Origin of the sequence: Faecalibacterium sp. OF04-11AC (assembly GCF_003460645.1) — a bacterium.
Taxonomy (GTDB): Bacteria; Bacillota; Clostridia; order Oscillospirales; family Ruminococcaceae; genus Faecalibacterium; species Faecalibacterium prausnitzii_I.
In genome coordinates, this window is record NZ_QTVP01000002.1 from 1 (window position 1) to 20274 (window position 20274).

The window sequence follows — 20274 nt, forward strand, 5'->3', positions numbered from 1 at the left end:
CGCAGGCACCCTCCACGGCCAGCGAGGCCGCGCCCCGGTAGCAGGCGCTGCCCGCCACCACCAGCACCGCCCCAAAGCTGCCCTTATGGCTGTCCCTTGCCCGGGGCGGGATGTGGGCCCAGACGGATTCCGGTGTGATGGTCGCAGCCATGGTCATACCTCCCCCTGAAGATAGCGCTTGATCTCTTTTTCCACTTCCTGTACTTCTTCGCGAAACATCCGGGCCGAGACGCGGAGGGCACCATGGCCCAGAATGATGATCTGCTCCATGCCGTCGGAGGTCGCCACCCGCACCCGGCGGTCCTTGCCGATCTCATGGGTGACATGCTCAATGAACATGTCCGCCGTCTCGGCCTCTTTGGTGTACACGATGTGGATATTGTGGTACTGCTCGATGCTGCCGGGGCTGCCGGGCACCCGGTAGGCGTCGAAGACCAGGATGACCACGCATTTTTTAAAGCCCTGATAATTGCACAGGATGTCCGCCAGTTTTTTGCGGGCGGCATCCAGACTCTCTTTGGAGAGGGCATTGAGCTCATCCCACGCAAAGATGATGTTATAACCATCCACCAGCAGATATTCCGGGGCCAGCGTCCATTGCTCGGCGGCAAAATCCGGGCGCTCTTTTTTCTGCACCGGGCGGAACGCGGCCAGCGGGTCCCGCTTGATGGGGCCGTAGGTCTGCTCAAAAATTTTCAGCAGCTCCGCATCCTCTTCCAGCGTGGCACGGTAGGCTGCTGCCCGGCGCTGGCGGCCCGCCTGCCGGGCGGAGGCAGCCACGGCGTCCGTCTCGGCAGGCTTCGATTTGCCCCAGCCGCTGTCCACATGCATGTGGCTGCGCACCTGCTCCCAGGGCACCACAAAGCCCGCCCCGTGGGCGCAGAACACCGAGTCCGCTGGGTTGTCCAGATCATGCTCCGGGGCATAGCCCGCTGCTTCCACCACTTCCTGGGTGTTGTGGCAGGGGCGGTAGCCGTCCAGCGTCAGGCTCAGGCGGCCACGGCCCCGGGTATAGCTCACCACCTCCATGGGATAACTGCGCATGGTGGCGGCGGGGGCCTTGCCCGTCAGGGTGGCTGTCTGGCCGTCGGCGCTGGTCTCCGGCGGGTCAAAGCTGCCCTCCATCCGCTGGATGTCATTCATGGCACGGCCCAGGTTCTCGGCCGGGACTTCCAGCCGGAACGTATACCAGGGCTCCAGCAGCTGTGTTTTGCCGATCTGATTGGCCATCATCAGGCCCTGCCGCACCGCGCGGTAAGTGGCCTGCCGGAAATCACCGCCCTCGGTGTGCTTGAGGTGGGCCCGGCCCGCAATGAGGGTAATTTTTACATCCGTCAGCGGTGCCCCGATGAGAACGCCAGGTGCTGTTTTTCTTCCAGATGGGTCATCACCAGCCGCTGCCAGTTTTTGTCCAGCACTTCTTCCCGGCAGTCGGCGGCAAACTGCATCCCGCTGCCGGCGGGCAGGGGTTCCAGCTTGAGGTGCACCTCGGCATAGTGGCGGAGGGGCTCGTAGTGGCCCACGCCCTCCATGGCCTCGGTGATGGTCTCCTTATATAAAATGCCGCCAGGGCCAAACTCCACCTCCAGACCGTACCGCTCGGCCAGCAGGCTTTTGAGCACTTCCAGCTGTACCTCGCCCATGAGCTGAACATGGATCTCGCCCAGCGTCTCGTTCCAGACCACATGGAGCTGGGGTTCCTCCTCTTCCAGCCGGTGGAGCTTGCCCAGCGCGGCGTGGATGTCCGCGCCCTCGGGCAGCAGCACCTGATAGCTGAGCACCGGCTCCAACACGGGCAGGTCGCTGTCCCGCTCGGCACCCAGCCCCTCGCCGGGGTGGGCCTGGGTCAGGCCGGTGACGGCACACACCTGCCCGGGGCCCACTTCCTCCGCCAGCGTATACTTCACACCGGAGTAGAGCCGCAGCTGGTTGGCCTTTTCGGCCCAGGGCCGCCGTCGCTTTCGCCGGTGAGCTGGGCCTTTACTTTCAAAGTGCCGCCCGTCACCCGCAGCCAGGTCAGGCGGGTGCCCTGCTCGTCCTGGCTGAGTTTGAACACTTTTGCCCCAAAGGCGTCCAGCGCCGGGGCCGGGCGGGTGTAGGTATCCAACCCGGCCAGCAGGGCGTCCACGCCCTCCAGTTTGAGGGCCGCCCCGAACCAGCAGGGGAAAACATGCCGCCGGGCAATGGCGGGAATGAGCTCCTCCGGCGTCAGGGCGCCGCGCTCCAGCACGGCCTCCATCAGCCGCTCGTCGCAGACAGCCAGCGCCTCGTTCCGGGTGTCCTCGTCCGCCCCAAAATCCACAAAGCCCTCGCCCAGCCGGTGGTTGAGCTGTTCCAGCAGTTTTTCTTTGCCGGGGCCGGGCAGATCCATTTTGTTGATGAAGACAAACGTTGGGATATGATATCGCCGCAGCAGCCGCCAGAGCGTTTCGGTATGGCTCTGCACACCGTCCGTCCCGCTGATGACCAGCACGGCATAGTCCAGCACCTGCAGCGTCCGCTCGGTCTCGGTGGAAAAGTCCACATGGCCGGGGGTATCCAGCAGCGTGATGGCCGTCTCCCCCGCCGTGAGCAGGGCCTGTTTGGAAAAGATGGTGATGCCCCGGGCTTTTTCCAGCGCGTCGGTGTCCAGAAAGGCGTCTTTGTGGTCCACCCGGCCCAGTTTTCGGATGGTCCCGGAACGGTAGAGCATGGCCTCTGAGAGGGTGGTCTTGCCAGAATCCACATGGGCCAGAATGCCCACCACCAGCTGTTTGGCCCTTTGTTTTTCTGCTTCCATGGCCGCTCCTTACATTGCGCCCGCGATCAGGCTGATGGCGACCAGCGGCACGCCCAGCATCAGGTTGGACAGCAGGCTGCAGAAGATCCGCTCCTCCGGCTCCAGCTCCTCAAAGGAGACGATCCGCTCGTCGGCATAGTCCACGATGGACTTGGTGGCGTGGCGCTTTTTCTTTTTGCCCATATCCTTGAATTCTTCCGCCAGGTGATGGATGGTGACCCCGTCCAGCCGCAGGTAATCCACCCAGGCCCAACCCAGCAGGATGGCCCCCAGCAGCAGCGCCGGAGCCTGCCACATGGTAAAAGTCCCGTCGCTGACATAGCGGTCCCACAGCAGCATCAATACCGCCACAATGGACACCCGGGTGACACATTTATATAAGATGGGGTGGAACATGTACTTTTTGTACATGGAAAACAACTTTTTCATCACGGCTACTCCTTATAAATACAGATACAGTTTTTATTGTAGCATGGTTTTGTGAAAAAAGATAGAGGCCGCGCAGCGGGCGGCTTCTCTGCCCAGGGCCGCACCTGTCAAAGTCATTCTTTTTATTTCAGCAGTTCTTCTTCTTTGCTTCTTTTTAACCAAAAGCCGTTGTTACTGTTTTGTTTTCAAAAGCAGGGCAATTTTCATTGACTTCTTTCCTGCAGAATGCTAGAATAACAACCAGTGCGACTATGATTTGTGTTTGCCCCGCATACAACGGAGGCGGAACAGCCACACTGTAAGGAAGAAAAGGAAAATAAGATCTGGGAGGATCCATTCCAATGAGCATCAATTTTGAGTCCCATACCATCGACCGCCGCAGCTTCCTCAAGGGCGCGGGCGTCCTGGGCGCTGCAGGCCTGCTGTCTGCCTGCGGCGGCAGCAAGCCCAACTCCACCCCCGCCGCTTCCGGCGCTGCGCAGGCCCCCAACACCACCGGCGGTGAGCCCATCAGCGAGTATATCTCCTTTGAGTCCGCCAACCGCGAGCTGGAAAGCTGGAACATCCTGTACACCCAGCAGTCTACCGACGCCAACGTCATCACCAACCTCTGGGACGGCCTGCTGAGCTTTGACTGCCACGGCAAGGTGGCACCCGCCATTGCTTCCAGCTGGGAGCACAACGAGGACTCCACCGTCTGGACGTTCCACCTGCGCAACGATGTCGATTGGGTCGATGTCAACGGCGAGGTGAAGACCCACCTGACCAGCAAGGACTTCCTGGTGGGCTTTGAGTGGGTCATGAACTCCTACAAGAACGAGGCCAACAACACCTCTATGCCCAACGACAACGTGGTGGGCGCTGCCGACTACTACGCACACACCAAGGAGCTGGGCGACGCTGCCGCCGACCTGACCTACGAGGATATGCTGAGCTTCGGCGTCGGCGTGGAAGCACCGGACGACTACACTCTGGTGTTCACCTGCCCCAACTCCTGCCCCTATTTCGATACCGTGGCCGCCTACAACAGCTTCTACCCTGCTGCTGAGGACCTGATCAACGAGCTGGGCATCGAGGGCTTCCGTGCCTGCGACAACACCACCATGTGGTACTGCGGTCCCTACATCGTGGAGGAGTATATCCAGGGCAACACCAAGAGCTACATCCCCAACCCCAGCTACTATGGCGCCAACGACGTGAGCCGCTTTGAGCGCTTCACCGTCACCATGCTGAGCGATATGACCATCGGCTACCAGCTGTACCAGAACCGTGAGCTGGACGAGATCGATCTGACGGAGTCCACCCTGACCACCATCACCAACGACCCCAACAACGAGTACAACAGCCAGCTGTGCGAGAAGCGCGCCAAGAAGTTCAGCTACTGCTTCATCTTCAACTACGCCCGCAACAACGCGGACGGCACCCCGGATGAGAACTGGAACAAGGCCGTGGCCAACAAGGCTTTCCGCCAGTGCTTCTACAAGAACCTGCAGCTGAGTCCTTTCTACGCACGCTACAACAAGATCAACCCCCTGAAGTGCGAGAACGACTTCTACACCATGAAGGGCCTGAGCTACACCTCCGACGGCACCGACTACACCACCCTGGTGGCCAACGAGCTGGGCTTTGGCAGCGAGGCTTACGACGGCAAGACCATGATCCGTATGCGCAGCGCAAACGACGCTGCTGCCCTGAAGAAGCAGGCCATGGACGAGCTCTCCGCCATCGGCGTCACCTTCCCCGTCCACTGCCACTACCACATCCTGGCCGGCTCCACCTCCGCTCTGGACAACGCCACCGTGCTGAAGCAGTGCTTCAAGGACAGCTTTGGCGATGACTTCATCGTGCTGGACATCGACACCTACGTTTCCTCCGTCATGAAAGAGATCGTGGCTCCCCAGCAGCAGTCCTTCGTCCACATGGGCTGGGGCGCAGACTTCGGCGACCCCGTCAACTTCCTGGCTCAGGTGGTGCTGCACGACGACAACGCTTACTACAGCTGCAACCTGACCAACATCGCTGCTGTGGCTGAGAACCCCGCCGACTACCAGAAAGACGTGGTCGCTGCCTTTGAGCAGTTCACCGATCTGGTCAACGAGGGCAAGCAGATCGTCAACGACAACGACGCCCGTTATGCCGCCTTTGCCAAGGCCGAGGCGCTCTTCCTCGAAGAGGACCTGATCTGCCCCACCGTCTACGACGTGTCCTGGTGCCTGACCCACGCCAACGAGTACAGCAAGATCAACGCCATGTACGGCCCCTGCAACTACAAGGCTGTCAACTGGGAGACCTCCGCGGAGGCTTACACCACCGTCCAGTACGAGCAGTTCGCCAAGGCATTCGATCTGGCTTCCCAGGGCTGATCTTCCCTGAATCCCGTTCCTTTTTTGCCGCCAGATGTAAAAGTTTTTTGAACATTGGCCGCAAAACGCAGACAACCGCGGCTGTCTTTCTTACAAGGACAGCTGTGGTTGTCTTATTTTTTTAGGCTTTTTCTCTTATTTTAATCATTTTTCAGTGCATTAAAGTAAATATATTTCATGTATCTTTCGGGTTCCGCTTTCTTTTTTAAGAAAAACGGTTTCCCTTTCCATTGACAACTAATTCTTTCGATGGTACAATAGATGCCGTGTTAAGGATTTTGCGGGAGGAGCACAGGCACAGGCAGAGGGGTCTGTTTCTGCGCTCTTTTGTATTCTCTGGCAAAACACCAGGGACAAAGCTCGCGCAGAAGAGTGGGGATCCTGCAGGGCACCGTGCCCTGCACCATGTGCCGTAGCACAGAAAAAATATTGGGAGGATAACACAATGAACATGAACTTTGAGTCCCGTTCCATCAGCCGCCGCAGCTTCCTGAAAGCGTCCGGCGTGGTGGGTGCCGCAAGCATCCTGGCAGCTTGCGGCGGCAGCTCCAGCAGCACGGCTACCAGCACGGCTGCTTCCGGTGCACCTGCTGCCTCTGCAGACGCTATCACCGACTATGTTTCTTTCGAGACTGCAAACCGTGAGCTGGAGACCTGGAACTTCCTGTACAGCCAGTCTGCCTCCGATCTGAACGTCACCACCAACATGTGGGACGGTCTGCTGAGCTTTGACTGCTACGGCAAGGCTGTGCCCGCCATCGCCAAGAGCTGGGAGCACAACGACGACTCCACCGTCTGGACGTTCCACCTGCGCGACGATGTGGACTGGTGCGATGTCAACGGCGAGGTGAAGAGCCACCTGACCAGCAAAGACTTCCTGGTGGGCTTCGAGTGGGTCCTGAACGCTTTCAAGAACGAGGCTTTCAACACCTCCATGCCCTCCGAGACTGTGGTGGGCGCCGCCGATTACTACGACCTGACCAAGGACAAGGGCGACGCTGCCGCCGACATGACCTACGAGGATATGCTGGCTGCCGGTGTCGGCATTGAAGCTCCCGATGATTACACGCTGGTGTTCACCTGCCCCAACCCCTGCCCCTACTTTGACACCGTGGCTGCCTACAACAGCTTCTACCCCGCTTCCGAGGATCTGATCAAGGAGCTGGGCGTGGAGGGCTTCCGTGCCTGCGATTACACCACCATGTGGTACAATGGTCCGTACCTGATGGAGGAGTTCATCCAGGCCAACACCAAGAGCTTCATCCCCAACCCCAACTACTATGCTGCCAACGAGTGCACCCGCTTTGAGCACCACACCGTCAAGATGATCAGCGACCTGTCCATCGGCCTGCAGCTGTATGAGTCCGGCGAAGTGGACAACATCGACCTGACCGAGTCCAACCTGACCACCATCACCAGCGACTCCAACAACGCGCACAACGCATACCTGTGCGAGAAGCGCCCCACCAAGTACAGCTTCCAGATGCACCTGAACTTCCAGCGTAAGGATGAGAACGGAAACCTGGATGAGAACTGGAACAAAGCTGTGGCGAATTACGCTTTCCGTCAGTGCTTCTACAAGGGCCTGAACCTGGTGAACTACTACGCACGCACCAACAAGATCAACCCCCTGAAGTGCGAGAACGACTACTACACCATGCCCGGCGTCTGCTACAACACCAAGGGCGAGGAGTACACCACTCTGGTCGCTAAGGAGATGGGCTTTGACACCGAGAAGTACGATGGCAAGACCATGATCCGCCTGCGTGCCAACAACGGCGATATCTCTGACCTGAAGAAGCAGGCCATGGAAGAGCTGAGCGCCATCGGCGTCACGTTCCCCGTCCACTGCTACCACTACATCAAGAGCGGCGATACCAATGCTCTGGATACCGCTACCGTGCTGAAGCAGTGCTTCACCGACAGCTTCGGCGATGACTTCATCGTGCTGGACATCGGCACCTACGTCTCCTCCCTCTACAAGGAAGTCCGTAACGTGCAGCTGCACTCCATCCTGCAGAACGGCTGGGGCGCCGACTTCGGCGATCCCGTCAACTTCCTGGGCCAGGAAGTGCTGAGCGACGACAACGCTTACTACGCTCAGACCACCTCTTGGATCGCAGCGGTTGAAGCTGACCCGAAGGATTACCAGAAAGACCTGCTGGAGCGTTATCAGGAGTTCACCGATCTGGTCACCGAGGCCAAGGCCATCGTGACCGACACCGACGCCCGCTACGCTGCCTTTGCCAAGGCTGAGGCTTCCATGCTGAACAACGCCCTGTGCATCCCCTGCCTGTACGAGGTGCTCTGGTGCCTGACCCACGTCAACGAGTACACCAAGATCAACGCCATGTACGGCCCCTGCAACTACAAGGCCGTCAACTGGGAGACCCGCCAGGGCGACGGCTACACCACCGAGGAGTACGAGGCGTTTGCCGCTGCTTTCGACGCGGCTTCCAAGTAATCCCCGCAGACTAAAATTAAGTAAGGTTCGGTAATAATGTTAAAATACACGGTTAAGCGGCTGGCGCAGTCGCTTGTTACGATTCTTCTGATCGCAACCATCGTCTTCCTGCTGATGCGCTGCCTGCCCACGGACTATTACTTCACTGAGGAACAGCTCATGAAGTTTACCGAGGAGCAGAAGTACGCGGCACTGGAAGCTGCTGGTCTGACCGACCCGATCGGCACCCAGCTCATCCACTTCTACAACGACCTGCTGCACCTGGACTTCGGCACTTCCCGCCGCATCCAGAACGGTGCCACCGTGGTCAAGGTCATTGGTAAAAAGTTCGGCGTCTCCATGCGTCTGGGCCTCATCTCCGCCGGCATCTCTCTGGTGGTCGGCGTGCTGATGGGCATTATCCAGACCGCGTTCAAGGATAAGCTGCTGGACTGGATCGGCACGGCTTACACGGTTTTCGTCAACGCGGTGCCCTCCCTGGTGTCCTACTCTCTGGTGCTGGTCTTCGGCTCCAAGTACCTGGGCTTCCCCACGCTGTACTCCACCCGGAATGTGGGCCCGTCCAGCGTGCTGCCCATCGTCTGCCTTTCTCTGGCTTCCATTGCAGGCTATGCCCTGTGGACCCGCCGCTACATGGTGGACGAGCTGACCCGCGATTATATCAAGCTGGCCCGTGTCAAGGGCCTGAGCTCCAGCGAGATCATGTTCAAGCATGTTCTGCGCAACGCCATGGTGCCCATGGTGCAGTATATCCCCCAGTCCATCCTGCTCACGGTCGGCGGCTCGCTGCTGATGGAGCGGTTCTTCTCGGTGCCCGGCATGGGCCCCCTGTTGACCGACGCCATCCAGCGCTATGACCTGAACGTTGTGCAGACGCTGGTCATCTTCTACGCCGTGCTGGGCATTGCAGGCGTTTTCCTGGGCGATGTTCTCATGATGGTCATTGACCCGCGTATCACTCTGACCGGAAAGGAGGAAGCTCGCTGATGGCTAAGGCATCTGATTTTGAGGGCAAGAAGCAGGACGAACTGTTCTACTTCGTGGATTACTCTCCGGAGGAGGCCGAGCGTGTCGGCTACTCCAACTACTCCTACTGGGGTTCTGTGGTGCAGAACTTCCTCAAGCACAAAATGGCAGTGGTCTGCCTGGTGCTGTTCCTGTTCCTGGTCATTTTCTCGTTCATCGCGCTGGCCGTTGGCAAGTACGATTACCAGACCCTGATCACCGACTCTTCCAAGGCGTTCATCGCGCCCAACAGCGAGTACTGGTTTGGTACCGACAACCTGGGCCGTGACTACTGGTGCCAGGTGTGGTACGCCACCCAGGTGTCCATCCGTCTGGCTCTGATCGTTGCCGTGGGCGAGAGCATCCTCGGTGTCATCATCGGCCTGATCTGGGGCTATGTCCGCAGCCTGGACCGCTTCTTCACCGAGCTGTACAACCTGATCGACAACGTGCCCTACATCATCTACATGACCCTGATCGCACTGGTCGTCGGCCAGAGCTTCACCATCATGGCCGTGTCGATGATCGCCATTGGCTGGCTGGTCATGGCCCGCCGTGTCCGCAACATGGTGTTCATGTTCCGTGACCGCGAGTACAACCTGGCTTCCCGCTGCCTGGGCACCCCGCTGTGGCGTGTTCTCACCAAGAACATCCTGCCCTACCTGGTCTCCGTCATCATCCTGCGTATGGCCCTGAGCATCCCCGCCACCATCAACCTGGAGTCCACCCTCTCTTACCTGGGCATCGGCCTGGGCATCGAGACGCCGTCTCTGGGCCTGATCCTGAGCAAGGTGCGCGGCTTCTTCCTGGATTACCCGTACCTGCTGGTCTTCCCTGCATCCATCGTGTCCATCATTTCCATTTCGTTCTATATCATGGGCAACGCGTTCTCGGATGCAGCCGACCCGCGCAATCACGTTTAATTAGATGGGAGAGAGAATCACAAACATGGATAGACAACCGATTATCTCTGCCAAAGACGTGGAGATCACCTTTAGCCTGCGCGGCAAAAAGCTGAACGCGATCCGCAAGTGCTCGCTGGACCTGTACGACGGCGAGACCCTTGCCATCGTGGGCGAGTCCGGCTCGGGCAAGTCCGTTTTCACCAAGACGTTCGTCGGTATGCTGGATGTCAACGGTAAGATCACCGGCGGTTCCATCATGTACGAGGGCCGCGACATGACCAAGTTCACCGAGAAAGACTGGCTGGGCATCCGCGGCAAAAAGATCGCCATGGTGATGCAGGACCCCATGACCAGCCTGAACCCGCTGAAGAAGATCGGCAAGCAGATCCAGGAGAGCATTGAGCACCACCAGGGTCTGCACGGCGAGGCCGCCAAAAAGGCTGCCATCGAGATGCTGGCCAAGGTCGGCATCCCTGACCCTGAGCGCCGTTACGAACAGTACCCTCACGAGTTCTCCGGCGGTATGCGCCAGCGTGTCGTCATCGCCATTGCAGCGGCCTGCCGCCCGCAGATCCTGATTTGCGACGAGCCCACCACCGCACTGGACGTGACCATTCAGGCGCAGATCCTGCAGCTGATCCGTGACCTGCAGAAAGAGCTGGGCATGTCGGTCATCTACATCACCCATGACCTGGGCGTTGTGGCAAACGTGGCCGACCGCGTGGCCGTTATGTACGCGGGCCAGATCGTCGAGTACGGCACCGTGGAAGAGATCTTCTACGACGCATGGCACCCCTACACCTGGGCGTTGCTGCAGGCGCTGCCGCAGCTGGGCACCAAGGGCGAGGCCCTGCCCACCATCGACGGCACCCCGCCGAACCTGTTCAACGAGATCAAGGGAGATGCATTTGCACCCCGCAACAAACATGCGCTGGCCATCGACTTTGTGGCAGAACCTCCGTTCTTCCAGGTAAGCGAGACCCACGCAGCAAAGACCTGGTATCTGGACCCGCGTGCTCCCAAGATGGAGCGCCCGCACTCCATCCAGAACCTGCGCGAGAAAATGGGAAAGATGGGAGGTTCCAACTTCAATGGCTGAGCGCGAAAAGCTGATTGAGCTGAAAGACCTTCAGATCACCTTTGGCTCTGGCAAAAAGAAATTTGTGGCCGTGGACCATGTCAATTTTGACATCTACAAGGGCGAGACGTTCTCGCTGGTGGGTGAGTCCGGCTCCGGCAAGACCACCATTGGCCGTGCCATCTGCCGCATCAACCCCACTTCCGGCGGCGACATCTATTTCAAGGGCCAGAAGATCAACGGCAAAATTCCCAAAGAGCTGGACCGTGAGGTCATCCGCAAAGTGCAGATGATCTTCCAGGACCCCATGGCATCTCTGAACGAGCGTGCAAGGTGGAGTACATCGTGGCGGAGGGCCTGCTCAACCACCACCTGTACAAGGACCAGAACGACCTGCATGAGAAAGTGATGGACGCTCTGCATGAGGTCGGTCTGCTGCCGGAGTTTGCTTCCCGTTTCCCCCACGAGTTCTCGGGCGGCCAGCGCCAGCGTATCGGCATTGCCCGCGCGCTGGTCATGGAGCCGGAGTTCATCGTGGCCGACGAGCCCATCTCCGCACTGGACGTCTCCATCCGTGCACAGGTGCTGAACCTGCTGAACGAGATGAAAAAGACCCGCGGCCTGACGTACCTGTTCATCGCCCATGACCTGTCGGTGGTCCGCTTCATCTCGGACCGCATCGCCGTCATCAGCAAGGGCCGCATCGTGGAGCTGGCAGAGGCTGAAGAGCTGTTCCTCCATCCCCTGCACCCCTACACCAAGGCGCTGCTGAGTGCTGTTCCCATCCCGGACCCGGGCCTCGAGAAGCAGAAAAAGCTCCTCGTGTACGACCCCTCCTGCCACGATTACAGCGTGGACAAGCCGGTCTGGGAAGAGATCGCCAACGGACACTTTGTTTACGGCAACCAGAAAGAGCTGGAAGCCTACCGCAAGGAGTACGAGAGCCAGCTGTAAGCAGTTGAACCGCTGCTTGCCTGTATTTTAACACAAAAACCCCGCCGCATTGGGAAACATCCCTCTGCGGCGGGGTTTTGTGCGTTTATTGGAAATTCAACCTCTCACCGCTCCATCCCGCTGCGCGGGCATGTCGCGGAGCTCCCCTGTCAGGGGAGCCTGATCGATGTTATATCAGTTCTGTTCCCGGTTTGGGCTGGTAAGCCTGCCAGAAGTTTTTCAGGCGTCCAGCCCCTGTGTCTGGATGCGCTGGGGCAGCTGGGCAAGCTTTGCCCAATCGCCGCCCATGGCGTACTGGTACCAGACTGCGGCACCCAACACAGCCAGCAGGAGCAGCACCAGCAGCCAGCGGCCTCTGTGGTGCTTTCTGCGGGGGTTTCCCGGTTTGGCAGCATTCGTTCCCGCCTCCGGGGCCGGACCGTTCTGGGCCGCTTTGCGGGCGGGCAGGAAGCCCGTCCCCTCCGCCTGCGGGTAATCACAGGCAGCACGGCGGATCATATCCAGCAGCCAGAGTGCGGCGTTGTCAGAAGACGGCACCGTGCGGAGCCAGCAGCCCTTTTTGCTGCTCAGAACGAGAACTTTCTCACTTCCCCGCTCCGCGCAGCCTGCGGCCAGCTCCGAGCCCACCACCCGCCGGGCTGCCTGCGCCCGGGCAAGGGCCAGCCGGACGGCATCCGGCTCTTCCGCTTTGAAACGGGCACGGGCCCGTTTCTCGATCTGAGGCCCGACCTTAGGGTGGGCGTAGCTCAGTGCCCCAAAGTCAAAGACCTTTTCGGCCCCGGGCACTGTTTCCAGACGTGCTTCCAGCAGGGCTCCGGCGGCGGCATCGCTGCAGACCAGCAGGCGGTCATGGGTCTCCAGTGCGTTGACCACCGCGGCGGCAAGGCTGGTATCCCCTGCCCCGTACAGATCCGCCTCAAATTGAGCCTGTAAACTCTGAGCGGCCTTTTTCAGCCCCGAGGGGCTGGCCGCCTGGAGGGCCAGCAGCGTTTCCCCGCCGCGGCTCTTCCACTGGGCCTGCGTCTTCCACTGGGGCGCAAACTGTCCCACAGCCCCTGCCAGCTGCCCCTGCGGCGCGCCAAACAGGCGCAGCACACAGCTTGTCTTTTCTTCGGCCAAACCGGATTCCCCCTAGCAAAGTTTACTCTGCCAGAAACGCCTCGTTGAGGGCATCCAGCGCGGCGGCGCTGTGCTGCTCCGAGGCGGCGAGGGGCTTTGTGTGCAGGTACTTTCCCCTGCGCCAGCCGCAGGCCAGCGCCAGCGCCGCCTGTGCGGCACGGGCGCGGACCAGGGCACGGTCCGGGCGGGAGACAAAGAGCTTCTGGACATAGACGGTATCGCCCCGGGCAGCGCCAAGGTAGACCGTGCCCACCGGGCGGACTTCATCGCCGCCTGTGGGCCCGGCAACGCCCGTCACGCTGACGGCGATGTCCGAACCGGAGGCCGCAGCGGCCCCCAGTGCCATCCGGGCTGCCACCGGGGCGGACACCACATTGTATTTTGCGATGACCTCCGGCTCCACGCCCACCAGCCTGGTCTTTGCCTGCTCCCAATAGGTCACAAAGCCATAGCCGAACACCTCGCTGGAACCTGACACCGAGGTAACGCGCTGGGCGATCATGCCACCGGTGCAGCTCTCGGCAGTGGAGAGAGTGAGACCCTGCTCTTTCAGGGTGCGCACCACCGTCTCTTCCAGTCCGGCTACGTCTTCATCATACACCGCGTCGCCCAGCAGATCATAGAACTTTGTGGCGTATGCGCGGCACATTTTTTCGCCGTCCTCCTCCGAGGAGGCCCGGGCCGTGATGCGGATCTCGCACTCCCCCGTCTTGCAGTAGATGGCGGCGGTGGGGTTGGCGTTTTCCAGCAGGTGCTTTACCCGGTATTCAATGTTGCTCTCGCCGCCCAGCACCCGGAGGGTGACGGAGTGGAGGGTGCAGTTCTGCCGCGCCAGCAGCAGCGGGCGGACGCTCTCGGTCCACATGGCTTTCATCTCGTGGGGCACGCCGGGCATCAGCACAGCGCAATGGCCCTCCTGCTCAAACCAGGCACCGGGGGCGGTGCCGTGGTGGTTGATGATCTTATGCCCTTTGGTGGGCACCATGGCCTGCTTGCGGTTGTTGGGGGTCGTCTCCCGACCGGAGCGGGCAAAAAAGCGGGTGATCTTCTCCCACTCGGCTTCGTCAAAGGCCAGCTCGTCCCCAAAGCAGGCAGCCACCGTCTCCTTGGTCAGGTCGTCTGCCGTGGGGCCCAGGCCTCCGGTAAAGACCAGAAGATCACAGCGGCTCTTGGCCTCGTTGACGAAATCCGCCAAACGGCCATGGTTGTCGCCAATGGTGCTCTCCCGCTGGACGGTGATGCCCAGGTCGGCCAGCTCCCGGCTCAGGTACTGGGCGTTGGTGTTGAGGATGTTGCCGAGCAGCAGCTCGGTGCCCACACTGATGATCTCTGCCGTCATCGTCTCACCCCACAAAATCCACGTCGTCGGTGATCCGGATCCGGATGCGCTCGGCGTTCTCGGCAGCCTCGGCTTCCAGCTGGGCCAGGCCCGGCATCCCAGCCTCGGCCTCTAAGATCTCGTCCAGCTCGGGGCGGATCTTCGGGTGCGGCGGGGTAAAGATGGTGCAGCAGTCCTCGTAGGGCAGGATGCTGGTCTCAAAGGTATTGATGTGGCGGGACGTCTCGATGATCTCGGTCTTGTCCATACCGATGAGGGGGCGGAGGATGGGCAGGTCCTGGGCGGCATCGGTGCACTGCAGGGCCTTGACGGTCTGGCTTGCCACCTGGGCCAGACTCTCGCCGGTGACGAGGGCCTCACAGCCCTGCTTCTTGGCGATGACGTTGGCAATGCGCATCATGCTGCGGCGCATGAGGACGGTGAACAGCACGTCCGGGGCGTTGTCCCGGATGTACTCCTGCGGCTTGGTGTAGGGCACCACAAACAGGTTGGTGCTGCCGGTATAGGGGGTGATGAGCTGGGCCAGAGCTTTGACCTTGAGCTTGGCGCGCTCCGAGGTGTACGGCGGGGACGCAAAATGGATGTGGTCCAGGCCGAGGCCGCGCTTTGCCATCCGGTAAGCGGCCACCGGGCTGTCGATGCCGCCGGAGAGCATGTTGAGCGCGCGGCCCGAGGTGCCCACGGGCAGGCCGCCCTCACCGGGGATCTTCGGGCCGTGGATATACGCGCCGTAATCCCGGACTTCTACAATCACTTTAAAATCGGGGTTGTGGACATCCACCTTGAGGTAATTGTGCTTGCCCAGCAGGTAAGCGCCCAGCTCCCGCATCAGCTCCGGGCTGGTCATGGGGAAGCTCTTGTCGGCGCGGCGGGCCTCCACCTTAAAGGTGCGGATGCCGTGGAGACTGTCGCCCAGATAATCCTCCGCCGTCTGGCAGATGGTGTCAAAATCTTTCTCACAGACCACGGCACGGCTCAGGGCAGCCAGACCAAAGACGGTTTTGACCCGGTCAAAGGCCAGGTCCATGTCGATGTCCTCTTCCTCGGGCTCCATGTAGAACGTGGACTGGGTGCAGTACACCCGGAACTTGCCCACGGTCTTGAGGCGGTAGCGCAGAATTTTCATCATGGCCGACTCAAACTGGTTGCGGTTGAGGCCTTTCAGGGACATTTCGCCCTGATAGCCCATAATCACTTCTCTCATATTATCTCCTCATTCTCTGTAAATGCTTCATGCCGTCTTCAAAGCGGTTGAGGAACGCGTCCACGTCCTCCGGGGTGTTGTCGGCGCAGAACGAAACGCGGATGGCCGTGTCGATGGCCAGCGGGTCCCGGCCCATGGCCGCCAGCGTGTGGCTGGGCTGGCCCCGCCCGCAGGCACTGGCCGAGGAAACATAGATCTGTTCTTCGGCCAGATAAGCCAGCATCGTCTCGCTCTTGATGCAGTTCTCGCTGAAATTGAGCACCTCCGGCACCGCGTTCTCCGGGCTGTTGATGACCACTTCCGGGAACGCTTTCAGCCCCTCCCGCAACCGGGCGTTCAGGGTGCGGACGGCCGTGTCCCGGCTCTTCATGGTCTTGGCCAGCCGGGTGGCAGCGGCTGCCAGACCCATGGCGTAGGGCAGGTTCTCGGTGCCAGGGCGCATTTCCCGCTCCTGCTCGCCGCCGAGGTAAGGCGGCTGGAACGCCTGCACGACGCGGTCGCTCAGGTAGAGGGCACCGATGCCCTTGGGCGCGTGGATCTTGTGGCCGCTCACGGAAAGAGTATCAATGTTGGCCAGCTTGAGGGGCACCCGCATCCAGGCCTGCACGGCGTCCACATGGACGATGGTGCGGCTGTTGCGGCGCTTGACCTCGGCGGCCAGGCGCTCCACATCGTTCCGGGTGCCGATCTCGTTGTTGACCATCATGCAGGCCACAAGGATGGTGTTTTTGTCCACATGCTCCAGCATCTCGTCGATGCTGAGGGTGCCGTCTGCCCTGGGATTGACCACGGTGACGTCATAGCCCATGGCGGCCAGGCGCTCCAGCGGCTTCTGCACGCTGGGGTGCTCGAACCCGGACACCACGATGCCCTTGCCGAATTTGCGGGTGAGCGCCGCGCCCAGCAGGGCCAGATTGTTGCTCTCGCTGCCGCAGGAGGTGAAATAGAGCTCTTTGGGCTTGCAGCCAAAGGTGCGGGCCACCGCCGCCCGGGCCGCGTTGAGGGCCTCCTCGCTCCGGGCCCCGGGGGCGTACAGGGACGAGGGGTTTGCCCAGTGCTCCCGCATGGCCTTGTCGATGACGTCCGCCACCTCGGGGGCTACCATGGTGGTGGCGGCGTTGTCCAGATAATGGATGTTCGGGTCTTGTATCATAACGGATGATTCCTGCCTTTTTCTTGCATAGTTATGGATAGTATATCACAAACCGCGTGCCAGCGTAAAGTACCTGTACACAGCAAAAAAAGCCGCCCCGCAGCGGTGCGGGCACGGCTCTTTTCCATGCGGGGCTCACGGCCGCGGGCGTGCGGCTCAGTGGTTCTCGTTTGCTTTCTGCAGCCAGATGCTGCCAATATCCAGTGCGTTGTACAGACCGTTCTTGGTGGTCTGGCGGGCAACACGAGCTTCCGGCGTCTTGGTCTCGTCGGTGGAGAGAAGCTGCAAATGAACCTTATCGGCTACCTGCATATTGCCGCTCTGTTTTGTGGAAAGGATCTGCAGGTAAAGCACATAAGGGTCGGTCATACGGCCGTAATACAGCTCGTTGTCCTTGCGGACGAGGGGCTTGCCTTTATAAGTCAGTTTTGGTGTAAATGGCATCGTGAAAGCCTCCCTATCGTTTAGATTCAGTTTAGTATACCATAATCTGCGCCCCTTGTGCAATAGATAGACGGACTCTTGCACAATTTTTCACGGCTTGCGCCTGCTGCCAGGGCGCTGTATAATAGGGCTGGAGATCACCACACGAACGGGGGAACTTTTATGGCTGATTATCAGGAATACCGCCGCCGCATCCTGCACCGCCGCTGGCGCCGGATGTTTACCGCTGTTGCCTTGCTGGTACTGCTGGTGCTGCTCATTTCCGTGGGCGTGCTCTGGAAGCGCCTCCACCGCGACCAGCGCCCGAATACCGTGGAGGGCCCCACCATTTTGCAGCAGGAGCTCACCGGCACCGAGTGGAACACCATCAGCTACACACCGGCCCGCCGCCTGAGCGTCCAGACCCAGGCCGACGGCACCACGGCCATGGATTTCCGGCTGGCGGCGCAGCCCGCCTCGGAGGCCGTGGACCGCAGCTGGTTTTCGGACGTGTGGTTCCTGGGCGACAGTCTGACCCAGGGGATGCAGATGTATGAAAACGGCCTGCCCAACGCGCATTTCTGTGCTTATAAAGGCGTGGGCCCCAACGCCGTGGTCAATGGCGCCACCTGCAAGCGGGCCGACGGTGTGGCAGAGATCCCCATGGATGTTCTGGCCGCCCAGCAGCCCCGGGCGCTGTACATTCTGCTGGGCACCAACGTCCTCAACCGGGACGACGATTACAGCAGCTTTCTGACCTATTACCGTCTGATGCTGGATATGGTCTCCCAGTCGCTGCCCAACACCACTCTCTATGTCCAGTCCATCACCCCGGTCCGGCCCGAAGTGCGGGAAAAGCACCCCGGCCTGTACAAGGAGCGACTGTGCCAGATCAACGATGAGCTGGCGGCCATCGCGCTGGAGAAGAACTGCATCTTCCTCAACCTGTGGGAGGTACTGGCCGATGAAAACGGCGACCTGAAAGCCGAGTACGCCCAGCCGGACGGCTACCATGTAAAGCCGGACGGTTACAGCGTCTGGGTGGAGTATCTGGCAGCCCACACCTGAGAATGATAGTATGACTTTTTACCGTGTCTGACAAAAATTTTTTGTCGAAATATTGACATTCCCCTAAACCCATGATAAGATAACACACGATTTTGAGAGACGAAGCGTGTCAGAGTCTTTTCAAAGCAATTTACCTTGGACCGCCCCGCGGGGGCTGAGGCCATACGGACAGCCGGGTCCACTGCCGACCGGCGGCGCAAGCCGCCATTATTGATTGAGTTTGAAGCTCAAATTTTATAAGTTGGTTCCTTTACAACCATGAAATTGCGCGGAACGCCGTGCAGACTTGTGAAACGGTCAATAAGAGTAGTAAAAGTGTAATTGCTATATAGACTCTCCTCATCCCGTCTTTTTGAATCATGTGATGGACTGCACTCCGGCATTGCTTCCCGGGGGTTTTGTCCGCACGTTCAAAATGGCTTTTTAAGCGCAAGTCTGCACCAGCGTGCAGGGCTTGCGCTTTTTTGTTTGTTCATGGCTTGGTACAGAGGACCAGGGACGGAGGAAAACAATGAGTGAGAACCGTACAAGGTTCCGGCTGGACCAGCGCCGTGCCCCTATTTACGAGGCGTTGGAGCAGTTCCGGCAGATGCGGGTGGTGCCTTTTGATGTGCCCGGCCACAAGCGGGGCCGCGGCAATCCGGAGCTGACCGCTTTTCTGGGCCAGCAGTGTGTGGGCGTGGATGTCAACAGCATGAAGCCGCTGGACAACCTCTGCCACCCGGTATCGGTCATCCGGGAGGCAGAAGAGCTGGCGGCGGACGCCTTTGGCGCGGCCCATGCCTTTTTGATGGTAGGCGGCACTACCAGCAGTGTGCAGAGCATGGTGCTTACCGCCTGCAAGCGGGGCGATGAGATCATCCTGCCCCGTAATGTGCACCGCAGTGTGCTGAACGCGCTGGTGCTCTGCGGCGCGGTGCCCGTCTATGTCAACCCCGAGGTCGATAAACGTCTGGGCATCTCCCTGGGCATGAAGCGGGAGCAGGTGGCAAAGGCCATCAAAGAGCACCCCAATGCCGTGGCTGTGCTGGTGAACAACCCCACCTACTACGGCATCTGCTCCGACCTGCGGGCCATCGTCAAGATGGCACACGACGCCGGGATGCTCTGTCTGGCCGACGAGGCTCACGGCACCCACTTCTACTTTGGCGGCGGGCTGCCCGTTTCCGCCATGGCAGCCGGTGCCGATATGGCTTCCGTCTCCATGCACAAGAGCGGCGGCAGCCTGACTCAGTCCAGCCTGCTGCTCATCGGGCCCAACGTCCACCCCGGCTATGTGCGGCAGATCATCAACCTGACCCAGACCACCTCGGGCAGCTACCTGCTCATGTCCAGCCTGGACATTTCCCGCCGCAATCTGGCGCTGCGGGGGCGGCAGGTCTTCCATCAGGTGGCGGACATGGCCGAGTACGCCCGGGAAGAGATCAACGCCGTGGGCGGCTACTACGCCTTTGGCAAGGAGCTGTGCAACGGCGATTCCGTCTTTGATTTTGACACCACCAAGCTCAGTGTCCATACCCTGGACATCGGCCTGGCGGGCATCGAGGTCTACGACATCCTCCGGGATGAGTACGACATCCAGATCGAGTTCGGCGACATCGGCAACATTCTGGCGTACCTCTCCATCGGTGACCGCCCGCAGGAAGTGGAACGGCTGGTCAGCGCACTGGCCGAGATCAAGCGCCGCTTCCGCACCGACGGGGCCGGCCTGCTGAGCCAGGAATACATTGACCCCGTGGTGGCCGCCAGCCCGCAGGAGGCGTTCTACGCCCCCAAAAAGAGCCTGCCTCTGATGGAGACCGAGGGCATGGTCTGCAGCGAGTTCGTCATGTGCTACCCGCCGGGCATCCCCATCCTGGCCCCCGGCGAGCGGATCACCAAAGAGATTTTGAACTATATCGAGTACGCCAAGGCCAAGGGCTGCAGCATGACCGGCCCGGAAGACCCTGAGATCTTACGCCTGAACGTTCTGGCCTAAAGGAGGAGAGAAA

The 20274-nt window shown here is 60.2% G+C and carries 13 protein-coding genes and 2 pseudogenes; 8 read left to right on the top strand and 7 right to left on the bottom strand.

The annotated features are described in order from the left end of the window. Window positions 1–153 precede the first annotated feature (153 nt). Window positions 154–2779 (bottom strand): annotated as a pseudogene (locus DXA70_RS01225) (translation factor GTPase family protein). Between the two features lie 9 nt (window positions 2780–2788). Further along, window positions 2789–3208 carry a hypothetical protein gene (locus DXA70_RS01230; RefSeq protein ID WP_128117367.1) on the bottom strand — a complete coding sequence of 140 codons (420 nt, stop codon included), beginning with the start codon at window positions 3206–3208 and terminating at the stop codon, window positions 2789–2791. Between the two features lie 341 nt (window positions 3209–3549). Here DXA70_RS01230 and DXA70_RS01235 point away from each other — a divergent pair, with 341 nt between their 5' ends. From DXA70_RS01235 to DXA70_RS01260, 6 genes and pseudogenes are all read left to right on the top strand, one after another. Further along, window positions 3550–5571 (top strand): ABC transporter substrate-binding protein, encoded by a 2022-nt coding sequence (locus DXA70_RS01235; protein ID WP_128117368.1) that lies wholly within the window; start codon window positions 3550–3552, stop codon window positions 5569–5571. Window positions 5572–6016: 445 nt separating this feature from the next. Further along, window positions 6017–8035, top strand: a complete 2019-nt coding sequence (locus DXA70_RS01240) for an ABC transporter substrate-binding protein (RefSeq protein ID WP_128117369.1) — start codon at window positions 6017–6019, stop codon at window positions 8033–8035. 36 nt (window positions 8036–8071) lie between these two features. Beyond that, window positions 8072–9022 (top strand): ABC transporter permease, encoded by a 951-nt coding sequence (locus DXA70_RS01245; RefSeq protein ID WP_128117370.1) that lies wholly within the window; start codon window positions 8072–8074, stop codon window positions 9020–9022. Beyond that, window positions 9022–9963: an ABC transporter permease gene (locus DXA70_RS01250; RefSeq protein ID WP_128117371.1), complete on the top strand. Its 942-nt coding sequence runs from the start codon at window positions 9022–9024 to the stop codon at window positions 9961–9963. The genes DXA70_RS01245 and DXA70_RS01250 overlap by 1 nt, the downstream gene beginning before the upstream one ends. A 25-nt stretch (window positions 9964–9988) precedes the next feature. Next, window positions 9989–11044 (top strand): ABC transporter ATP-binding protein, encoded by a 1056-nt coding sequence (locus tag DXA70_RS01255; protein ID WP_022257628.1) that lies wholly within the window; start codon window positions 9989–9991, stop codon window positions 11042–11044. After that, a pseudogene (locus tag DXA70_RS01260) lies at window positions 11037–11977 on the top strand (ATP-binding cassette domain-containing protein). Before DXA70_RS01255 ends, DXA70_RS01260 begins: the two are co-directional and overlap by 8 nt. 219 nt (window positions 11978–12196) lie before the next feature. Here the strand turns inward: DXA70_RS01260 and DXA70_RS01265 are convergent. The 5 genes from DXA70_RS01265 to DXA70_RS01285 form a co-directional block, all read right to left on the bottom strand. Next, the gene (locus DXA70_RS01265; protein WP_128117372.1) at window positions 12197–13096 is read right to left on the bottom strand and encodes a CinA family protein; all 900 of its coding nucleotides are present in this window, start codon (window positions 13094–13096) and stop codon (window positions 12197–12199) included. A 22-nt stretch (window positions 13097–13118) separates the two neighbouring features. Beyond that, window positions 13119–14435: a competence/damage-inducible protein A gene (locus DXA70_RS01270; RefSeq protein ID WP_128117373.1), complete on the bottom strand. Its 1317-nt coding sequence runs from the start codon at window positions 14433–14435 to the stop codon at window positions 13119–13121. A 4-nt stretch (window positions 14436–14439) separates the two neighbouring features. Then, a complete protein-coding gene (gene thiI, locus DXA70_RS01275) occupies window positions 14440–15639 on the bottom strand; it encodes a tRNA uracil 4-sulfurtransferase ThiI (RefSeq protein WP_022257624.1) in 1200 nt (399 codons plus the stop codon). Between the two features lies 1 nt (window position 15640). After that, window positions 15641–16792, bottom strand: coding sequence for a cysteine desulfurase family protein (locus DXA70_RS01280; protein WP_112114593.1), 1152 nt, complete (start codon window positions 16790–16792; stop codon window positions 15641–15643). A gap of 156 nt (window positions 16793–16948) precedes the next feature. After that, on the bottom strand, window positions 16949–17236 hold the full coding sequence (locus tag DXA70_RS01285) for a hypothetical protein (protein ID WP_128117374.1): 288 nt from the start codon (window positions 17234–17236) through the stop codon (window positions 16949–16951). 162 nt (window positions 17237–17398) lie between these two features. Here DXA70_RS01285 and DXA70_RS01290 point away from each other — a divergent pair, with 162 nt between their 5' ends. Both DXA70_RS01290 and DXA70_RS01295 read left to right on the top strand, forming a co-directional pair. Then, entirely contained in the window at window positions 17399–18283 is an 885-nt protein-coding gene (locus DXA70_RS01290; protein ID WP_128117375.1) for a GDSL-type esterase/lipase family protein, read from the top strand. Window positions 18284–18794: 511 nt separating this feature from the next. Continuing rightward, window positions 18795–20261: an aminotransferase class I/II-fold pyridoxal phosphate-dependent enzyme gene (locus DXA70_RS01295; protein WP_128117376.1), complete on the top strand. Its 1467-nt coding sequence runs from the start codon at window positions 18795–18797 to the stop codon at window positions 20259–20261. Window positions 20262–20274 lie beyond the last annotated feature (13 nt).